Source organism: Synechococcus sp. CB0205, assembly GCF_000179255.1.
GTDB lineage: Bacteria > Cyanobacteriota > Cyanobacteriia > PCC-6307 > Cyanobiaceae > Vulcanococcus.
On record NZ_ADXM01000042.1, the window covers coordinates 19,081 to 35,165 of the forward strand.

Below are 16,085 nucleotides of genomic sequence, written 5' to 3' on the forward strand. Positions count from 1 at the left end.
GAGCCGAGGTCAAAACGGAATCCGCAGACTGGGTTGGGGCTCGAGACCCCAAATGGGCCTTAAGCGTCGCCCATCCTTACGCAATCACCGCCCAAGCGGTCGAGACCGTGCCAGCTCGTTAAGGTCGTTGGGCGTCCCCACAATCGCTGTGAATCCAGACTGGGGCTTGGTTGAGCGCCGATTGAAGGCCCTGCTGCCGGCGCGCTCGGTGGTGGCCAAGCGTCAGGAGTTGCTGGCCTACGACTGCGATGGTTTGACGCTGCATCGCCATCAACCGCCCTTGGTGGTTTTGCCGGAGACCACCGCTGAGGTGGCGGCGGTGGTGCGCCTTTGCAACGAGCTTCAGGTTCCGTTCATCGCCCGAGGCAGCGGCACGGGCCTCTCGGGCGGGGCCTTGGCGGAGCAACCCGCGCTGGTCATCGCCACCAGCCGCATGCGCCGGGTGATCGCCATTGATCTCCCCAATGAGCGCATCACCGTGGAGCCCGGGGTGATCAACAGCTGGGTGACGCGGGCGGTCGCCGGCGATGGCTTCTATTACGCCCCCGATCCCTCCAGCCAGGTGGCCTGCAGCATCGGCGGGAACGTGGCGGAGAACTCCGGAGGGGTGCACTGCCTGAAGTACGGCGTGACGAGCAACCACGTCCTTTCGATGGAGGTGGTCCTGCCCGATGGCAGCGTGACGACCCTGGGTTCGGGCATGGCGGAGCCCCCCGAGCTGGACCTGCGTGGGGTGTTCATCGGTAGTGAGGGAACCCTGGGGATTGCAACGGCCATCACCCTGCGCCTGTTGCGGCAACCGGCCTGCGTGGCGGTGCTCTTGGCGGACTTCGCCTCGATGGAGGCGGCGGGCGAGGCCGTGCGTCTGGTGACCGCCGCTGGGGTCCTGCCGGCGGGCATGGAAATCATGGATCGCCGCTGCATCCATGCGGTCAATGACTTCTTCGGCGTTGATGAGTACCCCCGCGAGGCCGCAGCTGTTCTGTTGGTGGAACTCGACGGGCACCCCCTGGAGGTCCAGGAGTCAGTGCAGATGGCCGCGGAGCTCTGCCGGGAGGCCGGAGCCGGTGGGGTCCGTGAGGCCTGGAGTCAGGAAGAGCGCGATCGCCTTTGGAAGGGCCGCAAGAGTGCGATTTCAGCCCTGGGCCGCCAATTCCCCAACTACTACCTGCAGGACGGGGTGGTGCCGCGGACGGCCCTGCCGCGGGTTTTGGCGGCGATTGAGCGACTGAGCGAGGAGCACGGTCTGGCGGTGGCCAACGTCTTCCACGCCGGTGATGGCAACCTCCACCCCTTGATCCTCTATCGCGCCGATGAGCCCGGCGTGAACGAGCGGGTCACGGCCTTGGGGGCAGCCATCTTGAAGCTCTGCCTCGATGCTGGCGGCAGCATCAGTGGTGAACACGGGGTGGGCAGCGACAAGCGCTGCTACATGGACTGGATGTTCAGTCCCGATGACCTCGAGACGATGCAACTGGTGCGGCGGGCCTTTGATCCAGACGGCCTGGCCAACCCCGGCAAGATCTTCCCCACCCCGAAGAGCTGCGGAGAATCGGCCCGTCGCTGGGTGGAGCTGAAGGAGGAGGGCCAGCGCCTACCCGAGGGGGTCGAGCTCTACTAGGGCCAGCTGTCCTCGTCTTCGTCCTCTTCCGGCGGCCAGGCCAGGTTCACCACCACCGGGGCATGGTCACTGGGTTGGACATTGCCGCGGGGCTGTTTGTCGATGACGCAGCCGGTGGCGCAGCCCAGGAGCTCCTCTGAGAGATAGATGTGGTCGATGCGCCAGCCCAGGTCCCGGTCCCAGGCCCCGCTGCGGTAGTCCCACCAGCTCCAGTGCCCACTGCCCGGTTCAAAGACACGAAAGACATCCGTGAGGCGATCGGCGAGGGCGGCGCGCAGGGCTGAGCGCTCTGGATCGCTGGCCATGATCGTGCCGCTGAGGCGTTGCGGGTCCGGTAGATCCCGGTCCTCCAAACCGATGTTGAAGTCCCCCACCATGCAGAGCGGATCCCCTTGCTCCTCCTGCACCGCCAGGTAGCGCTGCAGGCAGGCCAGCCACTCAAGCTTGTAATGGTATTTCTCGCTCTTCAGGGAGCTGCCATTGGGGACGTAGAGGTTCAGGATCCTCACCCCATCGAGCATTCCGCTGATCACCCGTTTTTGTTCGCTGAGCGGCCCCGCGTCCGGGAGCAGGGCGTCGAAGCCCACCTGGACGTCCTCCAGCGGCTCTCGGCTGATCAGGGCGACGCCGTTGTAGGCCTTCTGTCCGCTGATGGCGCAGTGGTAGCCGATCTGCTCAAAGGCCTGCAGCGGGAACAGGTCGTCGCTGACCTTGGTCTCCTGCAGGCAGAGCACATCCGGTTCATGGGTCTGCAGCCAGGCCAACACTTGATCCAGGCGGGTCCGCACGGAATTGACGTTCCAGCTGGCGATGCGCATCGATGGGAGGTGGCTTGGGGCTGCTCCTAGCATTCCCGCCAAGCTGTTCGATCGAAGTGCCATGTACCGGGGACTCACCGCGGCCTTGATCGCGGCCGCCGCAGTGCTGCCCCTCGCGGCTCGCGCCCAGTCCGGCAACACGAACCTTGCTCCCGAGCCGAGCGTTTTTGATCAGGGCCCCGGTGGCACCAGTCGAAAGGGCGGGTCGCTGCTGGACAGCACGAATCCGATCGACCTGATGAACAAGCTGCGGCGCAGCTCGGCGATGGATGACGCCACCGACCCTGGCGACGCCATTGACGCGGCACTGCGTCAGCTCGACAGCCAGGCGGCTCCCCCTAGCTCTGGGGCTTCTTCTCCGCTGGTGACGGCTCCTTAGCGCTCTTTTTGTTCTCCCTGAGGCTGTCGAGTCCCCAGCTGGCGGCGACACGATCCAGGCGTGGGTCTTTCTTTTCCGGTTGCCTGGCCTGGGCGTCCGCCAGGGCCTGACCAGCTCCCGCGAGGTCGCCTTGGTCTTGTTTCAGCAAGGCAATGGCAAGAAGAGGTCTGGGGTCTCGCGGGAAATCTTTGGCGAGCTGTCCATAGAGGGCTAAGGCGTCCGCGCTCTTCCCTTGCCGCTGGCGCAGATCACCCAGCAGCAGGCCAAGCCCCAGCTTTTGTGGTTGGGGGGTGGGTTTACTGCTGGCCTCCAGCAGGGTCTTGAGCTGGGCCTCTGCTTCAGCGCCGCGCCCCTGCTCCAGTTGGATCAGGGTGAGCAGTTGCAGCGCTTCAATCCGATCGGGCTTGAGGTTGAGGATCTGGCGTAACTCCCGCTCAGCCCCCGAGCGGTCGTTGTTGGTGCGGCGGAGCTCCGCCAGCAGCAGACGCAGCTGCCAGTTTTGCGGCTGCTGATCGGCCAGGCGCTCCAGCACGAGGCTGGCCTCCTGGGATTGACCTTGCTGGATCAAGAGATCGATGAGCCGTTGCTGATCAGCGTTGCTGGCGGATCCGTCGCCGAGGCGGGCTTGCAGCAGGGCAATTTGGCGCTCATTGCTGCCCTCGGGGCTGCCCTGGGCTTTGAGGGCTTGGTGCTGACCCAGCAGCCAGCCGCCGGTGAGTGACACCGTCACCAGCCCCGATGCCACCAGGGCGATGAGCACGCCATCGCGCTGGTTGGTGCGGCCGCGTGCCGGCATCGAGGAACCTGCAAGTGGGCCTCAGTCTGGGCCCTTTTTGCAAGCTCGGTACATTGTCCAGCGGGCGATGGATTTCACGAGCGCCCAGAGGGTTTCAGCCACGATGCGTCAACACCCCATTTCCCCGGTCACAGAACCGATGCAGTACCGCGCCATCGGCGTGGTGCGGGGGACTTACGTGCCGGCTGATGCAGATCAGCTCACCCGTGGAGTGATCCAGACCGAGGACGGCTCAGAGATTGATGCCGTTGTCCTTGGACGCGTGCTGACGCTGATGCGCCGTCACTTGGACCTGAGCAAGCCCCACCTCTGGGTGGCCTATCCCCGTTTCCGCGATCCTGATCAGCTCCATCTCCAGCTGGTGGGGGTCTGGGAACCCAGCACCCTCTCCCCCGAGGAGAGTGCCGATGAGGGGGATGACCTGCCCGAAGGCGACGGCTATTTCTCCGTGCGCGGCGAGCTGATCTACACCCGTCCAGAGGACGGTGATCTGGTCGTCAAGATTCGCCAGCAGCCCCGGCCTGACGGTCGCCGCCCAACCCCGTTCAAACTCCAGCTGAAGGGCCAGGTGGATCCCGCCCATCTGCGCCACTTCGTTTCATTGGATCTACGCCGCGAGGGTCAAACCCTGCAGGTTGAGAACCACGAAGTCATTGCTCCTGTGCCGCAACGGGCCGGTCGCGGTCGCGGCGGTCCCCGCGGTGCTCGCCGCTAGGTGCGTCTGGCCAGCTCCGATCAGGGATCAACGGCGGCCTTGCGGGCCGGTGTTGCTGTCGCGGGTATCAGTGTTGTCTCCGTTGTGGGCCCTGTGCTGGGCCTCTCCCCCTGGCTGATTGCCGGAGCGGCCGGTGGGGCACTCACGGCCCTGACGCTTGATGCGGCTCGTTTTGGTGGCCTGGGGGGGCATCTACTGGCAGAGGCCCTGCCCTTTGGTTTGGGTCGCTCTCGGCTGAGGCGGATTGCTGTGCATGAGGCCGGACACCTGCTGCTGGCCGCAGAGAACCAGTTGCCGGTGAAGCAGGTTCTTGTGGGCAGCCGCGCCTGTTTGCGCCATGGTTTGCGCGTGAACGGCAGCACCGAATTGGAACCTCCCGCCCAGGTGAAGATGCCGCTGGAGGATCTGCGGCGTTGGAGCCGGGTGCTTCTGGCCGGGATGGTGGCGGAGGTGGTCGAGTACGGCGGCTCCCGCGGCGGTGCCGATGACCGGGCTCTGCTGGGACGGCTCTGGGGCCTCTCCGGACACGATGTGATGACGGCCCAAAACGAGCAGCGTCGCGCCCGCCGCGAGGTGCAGCAGTGGCTGGAGCAGCACCGCGAGCAGCTTCAGGCCAGCGCGGAGCAGCTTCTGCAGGAGGCCTGATGGGATCCCTGGCGGTGGTGGATTGCCCGACGGGATTGGCCGGGAACATGCTCCTGGCGGCCCTGTTTGACTGCGGACTGCCTGAGGAGGTCGTCCACCAACCCCTGGCGGCCTTGGGTTTGGCTGGGCTCTATCGCCTGCAGCTGGAGGAGCGCCGCAGCGCAGGATTGCGTGGCTTGCATCTGGAGGTGGAGCTGCTGGAGCGGCAGCCCCCCCATCGTCACTGGGCGAGCCTCAAAGAGCAGATTCAGGCAGCCGATTGGCCGCCGGCACTCCGTGAGTCGGTGTTGAGGGTCTTTGGGGTGCTGGCGGAGGCGGAAGGCGCGGTCCATGGCCACCCGCCCGAGCAGGTGCATTTCCATGAGGTGGGGGCCCTGGATGCCCTGGTGGATGTGGTCGGCGTCTGCGCTGGCTTGCAGCACTTCGGTGTTGAGCGCCTGATCTGCAGTCCTCCCCCCGCTGGCCATGGCCAGGTCAAGAGTGCCCACGGCCTGCTGCCGGTGCCGGTGCCCGCGGTGCTGGAGCTGGCCACGCGCCATGGGGTTCCGCTCGCCACGAGTGCGGGCTTTCCTGGAGCGGAATTGACGACGCCGACGGGATTGGCCCTGATGGTGGCCTGGGCAGAGTGCTTCGCGCCGGCGCCGTCCCTGCGTCCGAGCCGGCTGGGGATCGGGCTGGGCACGCGCGAGTTGGATCGCCCGAATCAGTTGCGCCTGCTCCTGGCTGAGGCGGATGTCCCCGCTGGCAGGGCGCCCGAGTTGCAGACCGTTGTGCAGCAGCAGGCCCAGATCGACGATGCCACCCCGGAGGATGTGGCCTTCCTCCAGGAGGCCCTGCGGGAGGCCGGGGCGTTGGAGGTCTTTGCCCAGCCGGTCGTGATGAAGAAGGGACGCGCGGGCAGCTTGATCACAGCATTGGCCTGGCCGGAGCAGGCGGAGGCCCTGCGGGCGATCTGGTGGCGCTATGGCAGCAGCCTGGGGGTGCGTGAGCAGCAGCAGCAGCGCTGGGCCCTGCCTCGGCAGATCGAGCAGCGGCAGACGCCCTGGGGGCCCGTGCGCTTCAAGCGCTCCATCCGCCCCGATGGCAGCGCGCTCTGCAAGCCGGAACTGGAGGACTTGATTCCCTTGGCGCAGCAGCGGCAGCTGCCCCTGGATCAGCTGCGCGCAGAGCTGCTCCGCTGGCTGGAGGAGCAGCCGTGATCCAGCGGCTGAGGGGGCTCTCTCTGCCTGGGGGCGCCCGGCTTTGGGTGAGTGCGGCGAGCTTTGCTTTTGTTCTGACGGCTGTGGTCTCCCATGGCAGCCAGCTCTTGCAGCTCAGCCTGGATCGTCAGTCCTGGCTCTGGCTCGCCTTGGGCCTCGGGCTGAGTGCCTTGAGCCTGGTGGTCAATGGCTTGGCGTGGGGAGTGGTCCTGCGCTGGTTCGGAGCGGCACCGCGCTGGACGCCTGTGCTGCTGCTCTTCCTCGAGTCGAATCTGCGCAAGTACCTGCCAGGTGGGGTGTGGCACCTGGTCACGCGGGTTCGGGCCCTGCGCGCTGGTCGACCCTGCCGCCAACCCCTGAGTGGTCGGCAGGCCCTGGGGACCGTCCTGCTGGATCCGCTCTTGATGGCGGCGGCGGCCTTGGCCCTGGTGGCCCTGGGGGGAGGGCTCGGGCTGTTGGGCCTGCTGCCTCTGCTGGCCCTGGTGCCGCGTTGGTTAAACCCTCTGCTGGAGGGTCTGGAGCGCCGCCGCGCCCAAGCCCTGGAGGTTGATCCCGCCGGCCTGACCCCAGGGAGCCTGCGCTTGCCGGGCTATCCCTGGCTGCCCCTGCTGGCGGAGTTGGTCTTTGTTCTCTGCCGCTTTGGAGGCTTCGCCTGCTGCGTTCAAGCCTTTGACCTGAGCGTTCAACTGAGCTGGTGGGGCTGGTTGTCCGGGTTCGCCCTGGCCTGGACGGCTGGGCTGGTGGTGCCTGCTGCCCCTGGGGGGCTGGGGGTATTTGAGGCGGTGCTCGTGCTGCGCCTGGCGGTGTCGGTCCCCGAGGCCCCCCTGCTGGCGGTGGCCCTGAGCTACAGGCTCGTGGTGTCCCTGGCGGATTGTCTGATGGCCGCCGCTGCCCGCCGGGACCTGGCGGCGCTTCGCAACAGTGGGTATTGTTGAGAAGTGCCCTGAGAGAGCGTCTTGCCCGCTGGTCCCGTCTCCCCGGTGCAGGCCGATGCCTTACGCAGCTCGCTGCATGACCGCGGACAGCGTCTGACGCCCCAGCGGCAACGGGTCTTGGCCCTGTTTGAGCGCCTGGGCGAGGGAAGTCATCTCAGTGCTGAGGAGGTGCATCAGCGCCTGCTGAAGGCGGAAGAGCGGGTCTCCCTGGCCACGGTGTATCGCACCTTGCGGCTACTGAGCTCGATGGAGCTGCTCTGCGAGTTGGAGCTGCCCGAAGGGGGCCGGCGCTTTGAGCTGGCCAGTGATGAGGCGCACCGGGACCACCACCACTTGGTCTGTGCCCGCTGCGGACACACCGAGGAGTTTGAAAGTGAAGCGGTGCTTCAGGCCGGCGGTGAAGCCGCGGCTCTACATGGCTTTCAGCTGCTCAACTGCGTCTTGAACGTGCGGGCGCTTTGTCCCGCTTGTTCCCAGCAGGAGGACGAGGTTTGATCAGCGGCGGTTGACCCGGACCGGCACGAGCGACGGTTGCATCAAACCGCCGCCGCCGTTGTCATCGTCCGAGTCGGTGGCGAGCCAGAAAATCAGACCGACGAGCCCCAGAACCGTTGTGAGTGCAGTGAACTCGGCCATCCGGGGGATGCGGTTCGACACACCATAACGGCGTTTTTCGCTTCTGCTGTCGCGGATGCTGCAGCTCAGAGGGGTGCAATCGCCAGCAGGCCGCCCGCCAGAACCAGCAGCCCGGCCCCGAGGCTGGCCAGCTTGCGGTCAAACCGCTGACTCAGCCAGGCGCTGCCGCCCACCACCGCAGCGGAGCTCAGCAGGGCGCCAATCCACCAGAAGGAGCTGCCACTGGACTCCAGGCCATGGAGCATGGCGTGCAGGGCGACGGCCCCGCCAACGGCGAGGGCCAGGATCGAACGACCGCAGTGACCGCGCAGCACCAGAACAAGCACGGCAGCAACAGCCGAGATCGCCAGTGCTGCAAGCACTTCAGCCCCGGGCAGTTGCCCGCCAAAGCTGCCAACGATCGAACCCAGCAGCGCGCCAGCAACGGCAGTGGTCAGCAACGGACGCCCGGCCTGGGCAACACAGAGACCGACGGTCACCAGCATCAGCAGGTGATCCAGTCCGAGCAGGGGGTGAAGGGCGCCACCCATGACGCCATGGTCGGCGCTGCCATGGGCACCGGCCGGGAGCATGGAGAGCAGGCTCAGTCCCAGTCCAGCTGCAGTGCTGCTCAGCAGCGATCGGGTCAGTTTCGAGTTCATGGCAGATCCGGTCCGCGCCGGTGCTGAGGTTGGGGGGGTGAGGGCGGCGAGCGTTCTGACTGAGGAGCGGGCGCTCCCATCACAGCTGCGGGACAGTGCCGGAATCGCACCGGACTTTCCTCGTTGCCTTCCTGGGCTGGGTCCAGGAAACCGCTGTTCGGATTATCGCTTCAGGAGAAGCCCTTGCCGGCATCTTTGGCGACGCAGGCCTGAAGTTGCTTGCGGATCTTGGCGTGGTCGAGGTTTTTGCCGATCACGACCAATTGGTTTTTGCGGTCGCTGGGCTTGCTCCACTCGCTGTCGTCGATGGAAAAACGCTTGCCGGCCAGGTGGAAGACGTGGCGCTTGCTGCTCTCGTTGAACCAGAGGATTCCCTTGGCGCGGAAGACACCCGCAGGCAGCTGGTTGTCGAGGAAGTTCTGAAACTTCCGCAGGGAAAAGGGCCCCTCGGCATTGAAGGAGAGGGAGGTGAATCCCTCGATGGCGAGGTGATCCGCGTGGGAATGGTCGTGGGAGTGCCCGTGGTCGTGACTGTGATCGTGTGAATGACCGTGGTCGTGCTCGCAGTTGCTGTGGTCCTGGTGGTCGTGGGAATGATCGTGGTCGTGCTCATGGACGCAGTGACCGTGGTCGTGGTCGCAGTCGTCGTGGTTTTGCTGCGCAGCCACCTTGTCGCTTTCGAAGAGGCCCACGCTGAGCAGCAGCGGCAGATTGACCTCCCCTTTGACCGAGCGCAGGATCCGCGCATCGGTTTTGATCTCCCGCAGCTTGTCTTCCACCGCAGTGAGGCGCTCCTCGCTCACGAGGTCGCACTTGTTCAGCAGAAGGATGTCCCCATAGACCACCTGGGCCCGGGCCACCTCCCCATCGAGGATCTCGTCGCTGAAGTTCTCAGCATCGACCAGGGTGATGATCGAGTCGAGCCGGGTCTGATCCCGTAGATCGCTGCCGAGGAAGGTCATGGCCACCGGCAGCGGGTCAGCCAGTCCAGTGGTCTCCACCACCAGATAGTCGACCGGATCTGGGCGATCGAGGATCCGGTAGACGGCGTCCAGCAGCTCTCCATTGATGGAGCAGCAGATGCAGCCATTGCTGAGTTCGACCATGTCCTCGCCAGTCGCGATGATCAGGTCGTTGTCGATGCCGATTTCTCCAAACTCGTTGACCAGCACAGCGGTTTTGACGCCCTGCTGGTTGCTGAGGATGTGGTTGAGCAGCGTGGTTTTTCCTGCGCCAAGGAAGCCCGTGAGGATGGTCACGGGAAGCCCGCTAGGGGCCTGTTCCATCAGGCTGCTGCTCATGGTGAAGGCGGCTTGCTGCGGCTGGGATCGATCCCCTCAGTCTGGGACGTGGCCTGCAGCTTTAGACGCTGCTCAAGCCACAGGCCTTCAGATAGGCCTGGTCGATGGTTTGGCTTTCGGCTGAGCTCGTGAGGTCCTTGTAGGTCTTGGCGGCAGCCTTGGCTTCAGCGCCATCGCCATCGGAGAGGGCATCGAGCATCGCGTTAATCACGCCGAGCTCCTGTTGCTCGAGCTTGAGGTAGGCCGCTTGGGCGCTTTTGCAGGGGCCATCCTTGAGATCGGCCTGAATGCTCTGCAGAGCGTCGGTGTAGCTCGTGGCGGTCGCCCGGGTCTGTTTGATCAGGGCCTCATGGTCGTGGTCATCTTCAGGATCAAAGCGATCCGGAGAGAGCTCGATCGCGGCCAGGAGATGGCCTTCCAGGGCTGTGATGGCACCCTCGTTGTAGGCATAGACCTCTTTTTGTGGGCCGCTCATTGCCGTTGGGTCTGCGCTGGGTGATTGGCAGGCGGCGAGGGCAAGGAGGCCTGCAGCGATCAATCCGGCATGGGCACCAGAACGTTTGAGGAATCGCATCAATAAGGCAAAGACAGTCCCATCCACAGCCTGGTGATCGGATCGCGGCCTGGCAACGACCCATGCTGGCATTGAGAGTGAGAACTGTTATCATTCCCTTGGTTGCTCAGTGGCTTTGGTTCGCTGTTCTCTGCTCTTTGGTGGCGGGCTCGTGGCGGCCGGCTTGGCTGTGATGGGTGCTGGGTCGGCCGCCGCTGCGCAGCCCGTGGTCGCGGCGAACGGGATTCTTTGCGACCTCGTCCGCACCGTGGCCGGTCCCACCGTTGCGGTGGCCTGTCTGGTCCCGGACGGCGCGGACCCCCATGACTACCGACTCAGTGCCCGGGATCGCGCATCCATCCAGTCGGCTTCGGTGGTCTTCCTGAATGGCTACCGGCTGAGTCCGGCGCTGGAGCGCCTTGGCCGGCTGAAGCGGACGGTCAAGGTGGCGGAAGTCGCCGTGCCGTCCAGTCCTGGTCGCGATCCGCATGTCTGGCACAACCCTCTTCAGGCTGCGGCGATGGCCAAGGTGGTCTCTCGGCAGCTCAAGAGTGACGTTGCTCCCTCGGCGCGGGGCTCCATTGATGCGCGCGTCGCGCGTGTTGATTCCGTCTTGACCCAATTAGACCGTTGGGCTGCGGCCCAGTGCGCGACAGTCCCTAAGGCTCATCGCGTTGTCCTGACGGAGCATGACGCGCTCTCGTCGTTGGCCAGGCGTTATCAAATTCGTTATGTGCCGTTGATGCGGTCATTCGCATCCGGTGGTCCGCTGCGTCCCAGCAGCCTTCGAGAGATTTCTCAGGCTGCGCAAGCGTCGGGGACCAAGGTTTTGTTTTCAGAATCGAAAGCAACCTCGAAAACATTGCGCCGCATCAGCAAGACCTCGGGTTTGCCTGTTTATGGGCAGCCGCTTGTTGTCGATGGCGTGGCAAAGGGAAAGAGTTATGTGGCCACCTTTGTGTCCAATGTGTGCACCTTCGTGAATGCTCAGGGAGGTCGTTGTGACCGTTCATCTGGAGACCGGATCGCGTCACGCTGGAAGGCGATCTAGTTCTTCACTCCAGGCCCTCCTTTTAATCCAAATCGTTCAATTCAATGGTTGTCTCTTCGGCCGTGGCTTGTTTTAAGCGTTTGTCATGGGCGACAGGTTGCGCCCTGGCTCTGTCGATGCCGGCTCTGGCGCACGGTGGACCGGGGGGTGAAGAGCTCAAGCCAGGTGAATACAAGGCCTCTCCGGTGATCACCATCGAAGGCCATGGCGGGCTGGAGAACAACATTCAGGGGCAACCCAGGCATTACGCCATCGATGGTCTCTTTGGGGCGGTTCTTGAGTGGGGGCTCAGTAACGAGGGCAGCTTTGCGATCGAGGCGGCCATTGGACCTGCACTGGTCTGGGGTGAGGCCGAGCACTTCTACGGGCAAGTCCATGTCCATGGGCCTGAAGAGGTGCACGAAGAGGATGAGCATCACGATGAGGGCCATGCCGAAGAAGGCCATTCAGAAGAGGTCGTGACATCGGCCAGCCCCTGGAGGCGTACGGATATCAAGGGTTACCTCTCTGCTCGCTATCAGCCCAATCAAAACCTAAGTATCCAGGCCACTTGGAAGCCGTACTACATCACGCGGACGCAAGATGACGATCAGCTGGGCTTGCGTAATGAGTTGCAGGCAGGCGCGATTTATGCCTTTGGCGATGGTGATGTCAATTTCGCCTTGGGCGATGGTCTGGAGAACGTTGTCGATGGCCTTTTTGTCTCGGCCAGCAATCACTCGGGCTGGGACAGCGACGGGACTTATCTCGGTAATTACACCGACACCTGGGCGGGATTCGGTTTTAACTATGACCAGCTCAATGTGACCCTCTCAGGCGGTCCACGCTTTTATACCCCTGGTCGTTACGCGAATCTTCCGCAGCGTACGGATTGGGGTGGTGAGATTGAATTCGAATATCCCATCAGCGAGAACGTTGTCGCTTTTGCCCACTGGGAGGCCGTCTATAGCTCCCAGGCCGGTGAAGGCTGGGGTGTTGGATTCCAGCATCACGTCGGGACTGGCGTCACTCTTCGCTTTTAGGGGGAAGTCCAGATAGGTTGATCTCAAGAGGTTGGACCGCTGTGCTTCGCGTTCAAAACCTGTGTGTGCATCGCGGTCCTCAACTGGTCCTTGAGGATGTTTCCTTCCATATCAAGCCCGGTTCGTTAACCGCCTTGGTGGGGCCGAATGGTGCGGGCAAAAGCACCTTGCTCCATGCCCTGGAAGGCCAGTTGCCGGTGACTTCCGGTGTCATGGAGCTGTCGGGTTCCCCGCTCACACCGGCGCTGGCTCGACATCAAATCGCTTTGATGCCCCAGCGTGGCGCCATCGATTGGACCTTCCCGATCACAGTGCAGGAGTTGGTCGCACTGGGTCGTCTTCTGGGGCGTCGACCTGGTTGTTGCGATGTCGAGGCCGTGCTGCAACGGGTTGGTCTTGCTGGATTGGGTTCGCGCCGATTGGACGAACTCTCAGGAGGTCAGCAGCAACGCGCTCTGTTGGCCCGAACGTTGTTGCAGCCGGCAAGTCTCTTGCTTCTCGATGAGCCCTGTGCGGCGATTGACCCTCCCTCGCGCACCAACTTGTTGCAGGTGATGCGTCAACTCTGTGATTCGGGTTTGACCCTCGTCGTCAGTAGTCATGACTGGGGAAGTGACCTGGATGGCTACGACCAAGTACTCGTGTTGGATCGCGCCCTGCTCGCTCAAGGGGCTCCTGAGATGGTCAGGCGCTCACTGGGTGATTTGAGAGTCGGCCACGACTGCTGTGGTTAGTCGCGTTGACGGGACTGGCACTGCTCGCAGAGGCCAAAAAACTCCAGGGTGTGGAACAGCAGGGCGAACCCTTGGCTGTCTTGCGTCTCGAGGTCGACATGGTGCACAGGGCAGCGCTTGAGCACAGCCGTTGTGCCGCAGTCCACGCAGGTGATGTGGTGTTCGTCTCGCCCCAACGGGGCAAACAGAGCTTCTCCACTGGGCAGATGTCTGCAGCGGATCTGACCCCGTTGTTGCAGTTGGCGCAGGTGCCGGTAGACCGTGGCCAGACCCATCGGACTGTTGCTGGCTCGCAGGCGCGCGTGCAAGTCCTGCCCCGACAGCTCTTGGTTGGCATCCTCCAGGTGCTGGATGATCAGCTGCTGCCGCTCGCTGATGCCGGCAACCTGGGAGGGCATGCGCTTCCGCCTTGGACGTAATCCCAGATCCTATGGCTGACTCTTGGTGGCTCACACCCTTCGCGATCGCCTTGGTGGTGGGCATGCTCTGTCCCTTGGCGGGGACGGCACTCTTGGTGCAGCGCCGGCTCTTTCAGGTCAATCTGATTTCCCATGCGGTACTGCCTGGACTAGCCGTCGCCCTCTTTTGGGGCATTGAGCCGGGCCTCGGCGGATTGATCAGCGGGGTGCTCTTTGCCTTGCTGGCCGAGCGGATGACCAGTGCCCTGCCCCAGGGTGATCGCAACAGAGAGGCCGTTCTGAATTCGGTCTTGGCCGGATCGTTGGGCCTGGGCGTTCTGCTCATTCCCTTGTTGGGGATTCGGGTTGATCTCGAGGCAGTGCTGTTTGGGGACCTCCTGGCCGCCGGTCCCCGTGAGCTGATCCAAAGCCTCGTGGCCTTGGCCATGATCGTGACGCTGTTGGCGCTTCGCTATCGCCAGTACGTCTATCTCGGGGTTGATCCTGTTGGCGCCCAGGCCGCTGGCTTGCGGGTCAACACCCTGCGTTTCTTGCTGACACTCGTTGCAGCGGCGGCGGTCGTCAGTGCGGTGAGCGCCGTTGGCATTGTGTTGGTGGTGAGTCTGATGGCCGCGCCTGCCCTGTTGGCGATGCCCAAGGCCAGGAGTCTTCGGCAAGCCCTGCTGCGCTCTGCCCTTTGGGGACTGCTGCTCTCCGGTGCTGGCTTCGTTGTTGCAGTGCAGCCTGCGATCAATCTCCCCCCGGGTCCCGTGATTGGGGTTGTCTGCATGGCGACCCTGCCCTTGCAGCTATTGCGCCGGTAGCCAAAAGGCTTGCTTGATCGGTTTAGGGATGATCTTTAACTCCAGGGTTGAGGCCTGAAGCTCTGCGGCACGCCCAAATGGCTCTTTGGGATTGCGTAGGGCCAGCAACAAAACATCTCGGGTTGGATCCAGCGCAAAGCCACTGCGCATTTCCAATTCCCATCCCTTGAGTTCGCGCTGGTTTTGCACGACACCAGAACGGTCCAGGACTAGGACGCGTGGGGTTTGACTGTTGGTGGCTTGATCCCAGTTGGTCAGCAAGAGCCAGATGCGGTCTCCACTGCGTTCGCATGCCGTTCCCATCACGGCATCTGAGCCAATCCAGAGCTGCTTGGGTGGCTGGCCGGGCTCCAGCAGTTCCACGGATTGGCGATAGTCCGGCCACCGCCGGGTCAACAACGCCCGGCCCCCCGTGGGACAAACACTGCTCAAGTCGCGACTGCCCGGCAGAAACTGCCTGCGCGGGGGGTGGCCAGGGAGGTTGCTGAGCACCAGGCCATCGGCCTCTGGCGCAATCAGCGCTCCGCCTCCAGGAAGAAGTTGAGCCGTTCCGGATGCGTCCAGGTCAAGGCGCCGGCGTTGCCCATTGGCTTGGATCAACGTCGTGAATGAGCGGGCAAAACCTGGTGCCCCCCACTGAATCAACAGATCTCCCGTTCTGTTGCTGCTGAAGTGGCTGAATGTCAGTGGACTATCAAGCAGTCGCTTAACTCCCTGCACGGCAAGGGGTTGGGGCTTGGCCTGGAAGGTGGCCTGTTGATTGAGTTCAAGCAGCCAGGTTTCCTCGGTGCGTCCGCCACTGGTGCTGAAGGCAATTCCTGCTCCATTGCCGAGGGGTTCCACGGAGGTGATGGGGCCCTTGGCCTCGCTCAGGAGCCTCCACTGGCCATCGCGTCCAAGGAGCTCGAGTTGGTCCCCTTGGGGGCCTGGACTGACGACCACAAGCCAGGGCCTGGGATCCCACCAGAACTGTTGTCGAGCCAGAGCAACGCCGCGTTGATCGGCGCCCCCTAAAACGACCTCCAAGGGGGCTGTGATGGTTTGTCCTGGATTGAGCAGCAGGCGCAACAGGTTGCCGCTGCCTAGCCATTGATGGGCCAGCGCCGGCTTCAGCTGGCTGTCCTTGGCCACGCTGGTTCGCTCCATCGGCCTGCTGAATTCCACGCTGAGCGCTGCCGGTCCAGAGGTGACGGTGCTGGATTCCAACTTGCGCAGATGGGGCGGCCTCTGCAGCAGAACCTGTTGCTGCAGTGCGGCTAAGGCCAGACCGGCCAGCAGGAACCAGCGCAGCTGTCTCATGGTTCGAGGGGTTGCTGGGGCCTTGGGATTGATGTGATCTGTTCCGCGATCACGATGCTCTGGCTTGATCCGGGGGCCGTGGACTCCACGGCCATCTGGCCGCGGATCGAGAGCCAGCTGTCTCTCTTTGGGGTGTACCCATCCGGCCAACGGATGGGTAGGCCAATCGGAGTCGCATCCGCCAGGCAGCAGCGCACCGTTAGGCGACCGAGTTGGGGGCGGCCCTCGTTGGGGGTGTAGACGAAGCCGCTGATGTTTACAGGATCACCTGCGTAGAGCGTGGGGTCCGGTTGGCTGCGCAACAGTCGAACCCAATCGGTCAAGGTCCGCTGCGAGGGCGGCAGGACAAATTCCAATTCCGACGCAGGATTCAAGGCCTCACTGCGACTGGCGGCGAGATCGCTGAAGGACGGATTGGGTGGTGCCAACACAACCGCGATGGCCATGGCACTGCTGAACAGCCAGGCCCATTGGGTTTGTACGGACTCACGGGTTGCGGCTGGCTGAAGCAGTTGCTG

General features: G+C 63.8%; 20 protein-coding genes and 1 riboswitch. Of the genes, 11 read left to right on the top strand and 9 right to left on the bottom strand.

Going from position 1 to position 16,085, the window contains the following annotated elements:
- Window positions 1-166 precede the first annotated feature (166 nt).
- Window positions 167-1,621 carry an FAD-linked oxidase C-terminal domain-containing protein gene (locus tag CB0205_RS0106755; protein WP_369791654.1) on the top strand — a complete coding sequence of 485 codons (1,455 nt, stop codon included), beginning with the start codon at window positions 167-169 and terminating at the stop codon, window positions 1,619-1,621.
- Here CB0205_RS0106755 and xth read toward each other — a convergent pair.
- The gene (xth, locus tag CB0205_RS0106760) at window positions 1,618-2,439 is read right to left on the bottom strand and encodes an exodeoxyribonuclease III (protein ID WP_010315796.1); all 822 of its coding nucleotides are present in this window, start codon (window positions 2,437-2,439) and stop codon (window positions 1,618-1,620) included. The genes CB0205_RS0106755 and xth overlap by 4 nt on opposite strands.
- Here xth and CB0205_RS14380 point away from each other — a divergent pair.
- Entirely contained in the window at window positions 2,432-2,818 is a 387-nt protein-coding gene (locus CB0205_RS14380; RefSeq protein ID WP_156797842.1) for a hypothetical protein, read from the top strand. The two genes, xth and CB0205_RS14380, sit on opposite strands and share 8 nt — an antisense overlap.
- Here the strand turns inward: CB0205_RS14380 and CB0205_RS0106770 are convergent.
- Window positions 2,778-3,614, bottom strand: a complete 837-nt coding sequence (locus CB0205_RS0106770) for a tetratricopeptide repeat protein (protein WP_010315800.1) — start codon at window positions 3,612-3,614, stop codon at window positions 2,778-2,780. The genes CB0205_RS14380 and CB0205_RS0106770 overlap by 41 nt on opposite strands.
- A 67-nt stretch (window positions 3,615-3,681) precedes the next feature.
- Between CB0205_RS0106770 and CB0205_RS0106775 the strand changes: the two genes are divergently transcribed.
- From CB0205_RS0106775 to CB0205_RS0106795, 5 genes are read left to right on the top strand one after another with little or no spacing between them, the layout of a single operon-like run.
- Window positions 3,682-4,329, top strand: coding sequence for a hypothetical protein (locus CB0205_RS0106775; protein ID WP_010315801.1), 648 nt, complete (start codon window positions 3,682-3,684; stop codon window positions 4,327-4,329).
- Window positions 4,330-4,335: 6 nt separating this feature from the next.
- Window positions 4,336-4,974, top strand: coding sequence for a hypothetical protein (locus tag CB0205_RS0106780; RefSeq protein ID WP_029626186.1), 639 nt, complete (start codon window positions 4,336-4,338; stop codon window positions 4,972-4,974).
- The gene (gene larC / locus CB0205_RS0106785) at window positions 4,974-6,173 is read left to right on the top strand and encodes a nickel pincer cofactor biosynthesis protein LarC (protein WP_010315804.1); all 1,200 of its coding nucleotides are present in this window, start codon (window positions 4,974-4,976) and stop codon (window positions 6,171-6,173) included. Before CB0205_RS0106780 ends, larC begins: the two co-directional genes overlap by 1 nt.
- Window positions 6,170-7,108, top strand: a complete 939-nt coding sequence (locus CB0205_RS0106790; RefSeq protein WP_010315806.1) for a lysylphosphatidylglycerol synthase domain-containing protein — start codon at window positions 6,170-6,172, stop codon at window positions 7,106-7,108. Before larC ends, CB0205_RS0106790 begins: the two co-directional genes overlap by 4 nt.
- 21 nt (window positions 7,109-7,129) lie before the next feature.
- On the top strand, window positions 7,130-7,603 hold the full coding sequence (locus CB0205_RS0106795; protein ID WP_010315808.1) for a Fur family transcriptional regulator: 474 nt from the start codon (window positions 7,130-7,132) through the stop codon (window positions 7,601-7,603).
- Here CB0205_RS0106795 and CB0205_RS16310 read toward each other — a convergent pair whose 3' ends face one another.
- The 4 genes from CB0205_RS16310 to CB0205_RS0106815 all read right to left on the bottom strand — a co-directional run bounded on the left by CB0205_RS16310 (window position 7,604) and on the right by CB0205_RS0106815 (window position 10,260).
- The gene (locus CB0205_RS16310; protein WP_010315811.1) at window positions 7,604-7,744 is read right to left on the bottom strand and encodes a hypothetical protein; all 141 of its coding nucleotides are present in this window, start codon (window positions 7,742-7,744) and stop codon (window positions 7,604-7,606) included.
- A 65-nt stretch (window positions 7,745-7,809) separates the two neighbouring features.
- On the bottom strand, window positions 7,810-8,385 hold the full coding sequence (locus CB0205_RS0106805) for a HupE/UreJ family protein (RefSeq protein WP_010315812.1): 576 nt from the start codon (window positions 8,383-8,385) through the stop codon (window positions 7,810-7,812).
- Between the two features lie 27 nt (window positions 8,386-8,412).
- Window positions 8,413-8,555: riboswitch (cobalamin riboswitch) on the bottom strand.
- A complete protein-coding gene (locus CB0205_RS0106810) occupies window positions 8,556-9,686 on the bottom strand; it encodes a GTP-binding protein (RefSeq protein WP_010315814.1) in 1,131 nt (376 codons plus the stop codon).
- A gap of 61 nt (window positions 9,687-9,747) precedes the next feature.
- Complete coding sequence (locus tag CB0205_RS0106815; protein WP_010315816.1) at window positions 9,748-10,260, bottom strand: hypothetical protein; 513 nt, start codon at window positions 10,258-10,260, stop codon at window positions 9,748-9,750.
- A 109-nt stretch (window positions 10,261-10,369) separates the two neighbouring features.
- On the opposite strand from CB0205_RS0106815, the gene CB0205_RS0106820 reads away from it, so the two are divergent.
- The 3 genes from CB0205_RS0106820 (at window position 10,370) to CB0205_RS0106830 (ending at window position 13,046) form a co-directional block, all read left to right on the top strand.
- The gene (locus CB0205_RS0106820; RefSeq protein WP_071777950.1) at window positions 10,370-11,290 is read left to right on the top strand and encodes a metal ABC transporter substrate-binding protein; all 921 of its coding nucleotides are present in this window, start codon (window positions 10,370-10,372) and stop codon (window positions 11,288-11,290) included.
- 116 nt (window positions 11,291-11,406) lie between these two features.
- Complete coding sequence (locus tag CB0205_RS0106825) at window positions 11,407-12,312, top strand: hypothetical protein (protein ID WP_010315820.1); 906 nt, start codon at window positions 11,407-11,409, stop codon at window positions 12,310-12,312.
- 41 nt (window positions 12,313-12,353) lie between these two features.
- Window positions 12,354-13,046 (top strand): metal ABC transporter ATP-binding protein, encoded by a 693-nt coding sequence (locus CB0205_RS0106830; RefSeq protein ID WP_050778443.1) that lies wholly within the window; start codon window positions 12,354-12,356, stop codon window positions 13,044-13,046.
- Here the strand turns inward: CB0205_RS0106830 and CB0205_RS0106835 are convergent.
- Window positions 13,043-13,444, bottom strand: a complete 402-nt coding sequence (locus CB0205_RS0106835) for a transcriptional repressor (RefSeq protein ID WP_010315824.1) — start codon at window positions 13,442-13,444, stop codon at window positions 13,043-13,045. The genes CB0205_RS0106830 and CB0205_RS0106835 overlap by 4 nt on opposite strands.
- Window positions 13,445-13,476: 32 nt before the next feature.
- Between CB0205_RS0106835 and CB0205_RS0106840 the strand changes: the two genes are divergently transcribed.
- Window positions 13,477-14,268 carry a metal ABC transporter permease gene (locus CB0205_RS0106840; protein WP_010315827.1) on the top strand — a complete coding sequence of 264 codons (792 nt, stop codon included), beginning with the start codon at window positions 13,477-13,479 and terminating at the stop codon, window positions 14,266-14,268.
- On the opposite strand, the gene CB0205_RS0106845 is transcribed toward CB0205_RS0106840, so the two are convergent.
- Both CB0205_RS0106845 and CB0205_RS0106850 read right to left on the bottom strand, forming a co-directional pair.
- Window positions 14,254-15,567 (bottom strand): hypothetical protein, encoded by a 1,314-nt coding sequence (locus CB0205_RS0106845; protein WP_010315829.1) that lies wholly within the window; start codon window positions 15,565-15,567, stop codon window positions 14,254-14,256. The genes CB0205_RS0106840 and CB0205_RS0106845 overlap by 15 nt on opposite strands.
- Window positions 15,564-16,085 (bottom strand): TIGR03943 family protein (locus CB0205_RS0106850; RefSeq protein ID WP_010315830.1); only part of this gene is annotated, 522 nt, incomplete at its 5' end. The genes CB0205_RS0106845 and CB0205_RS0106850, both read right to left, overlap by 4 nt.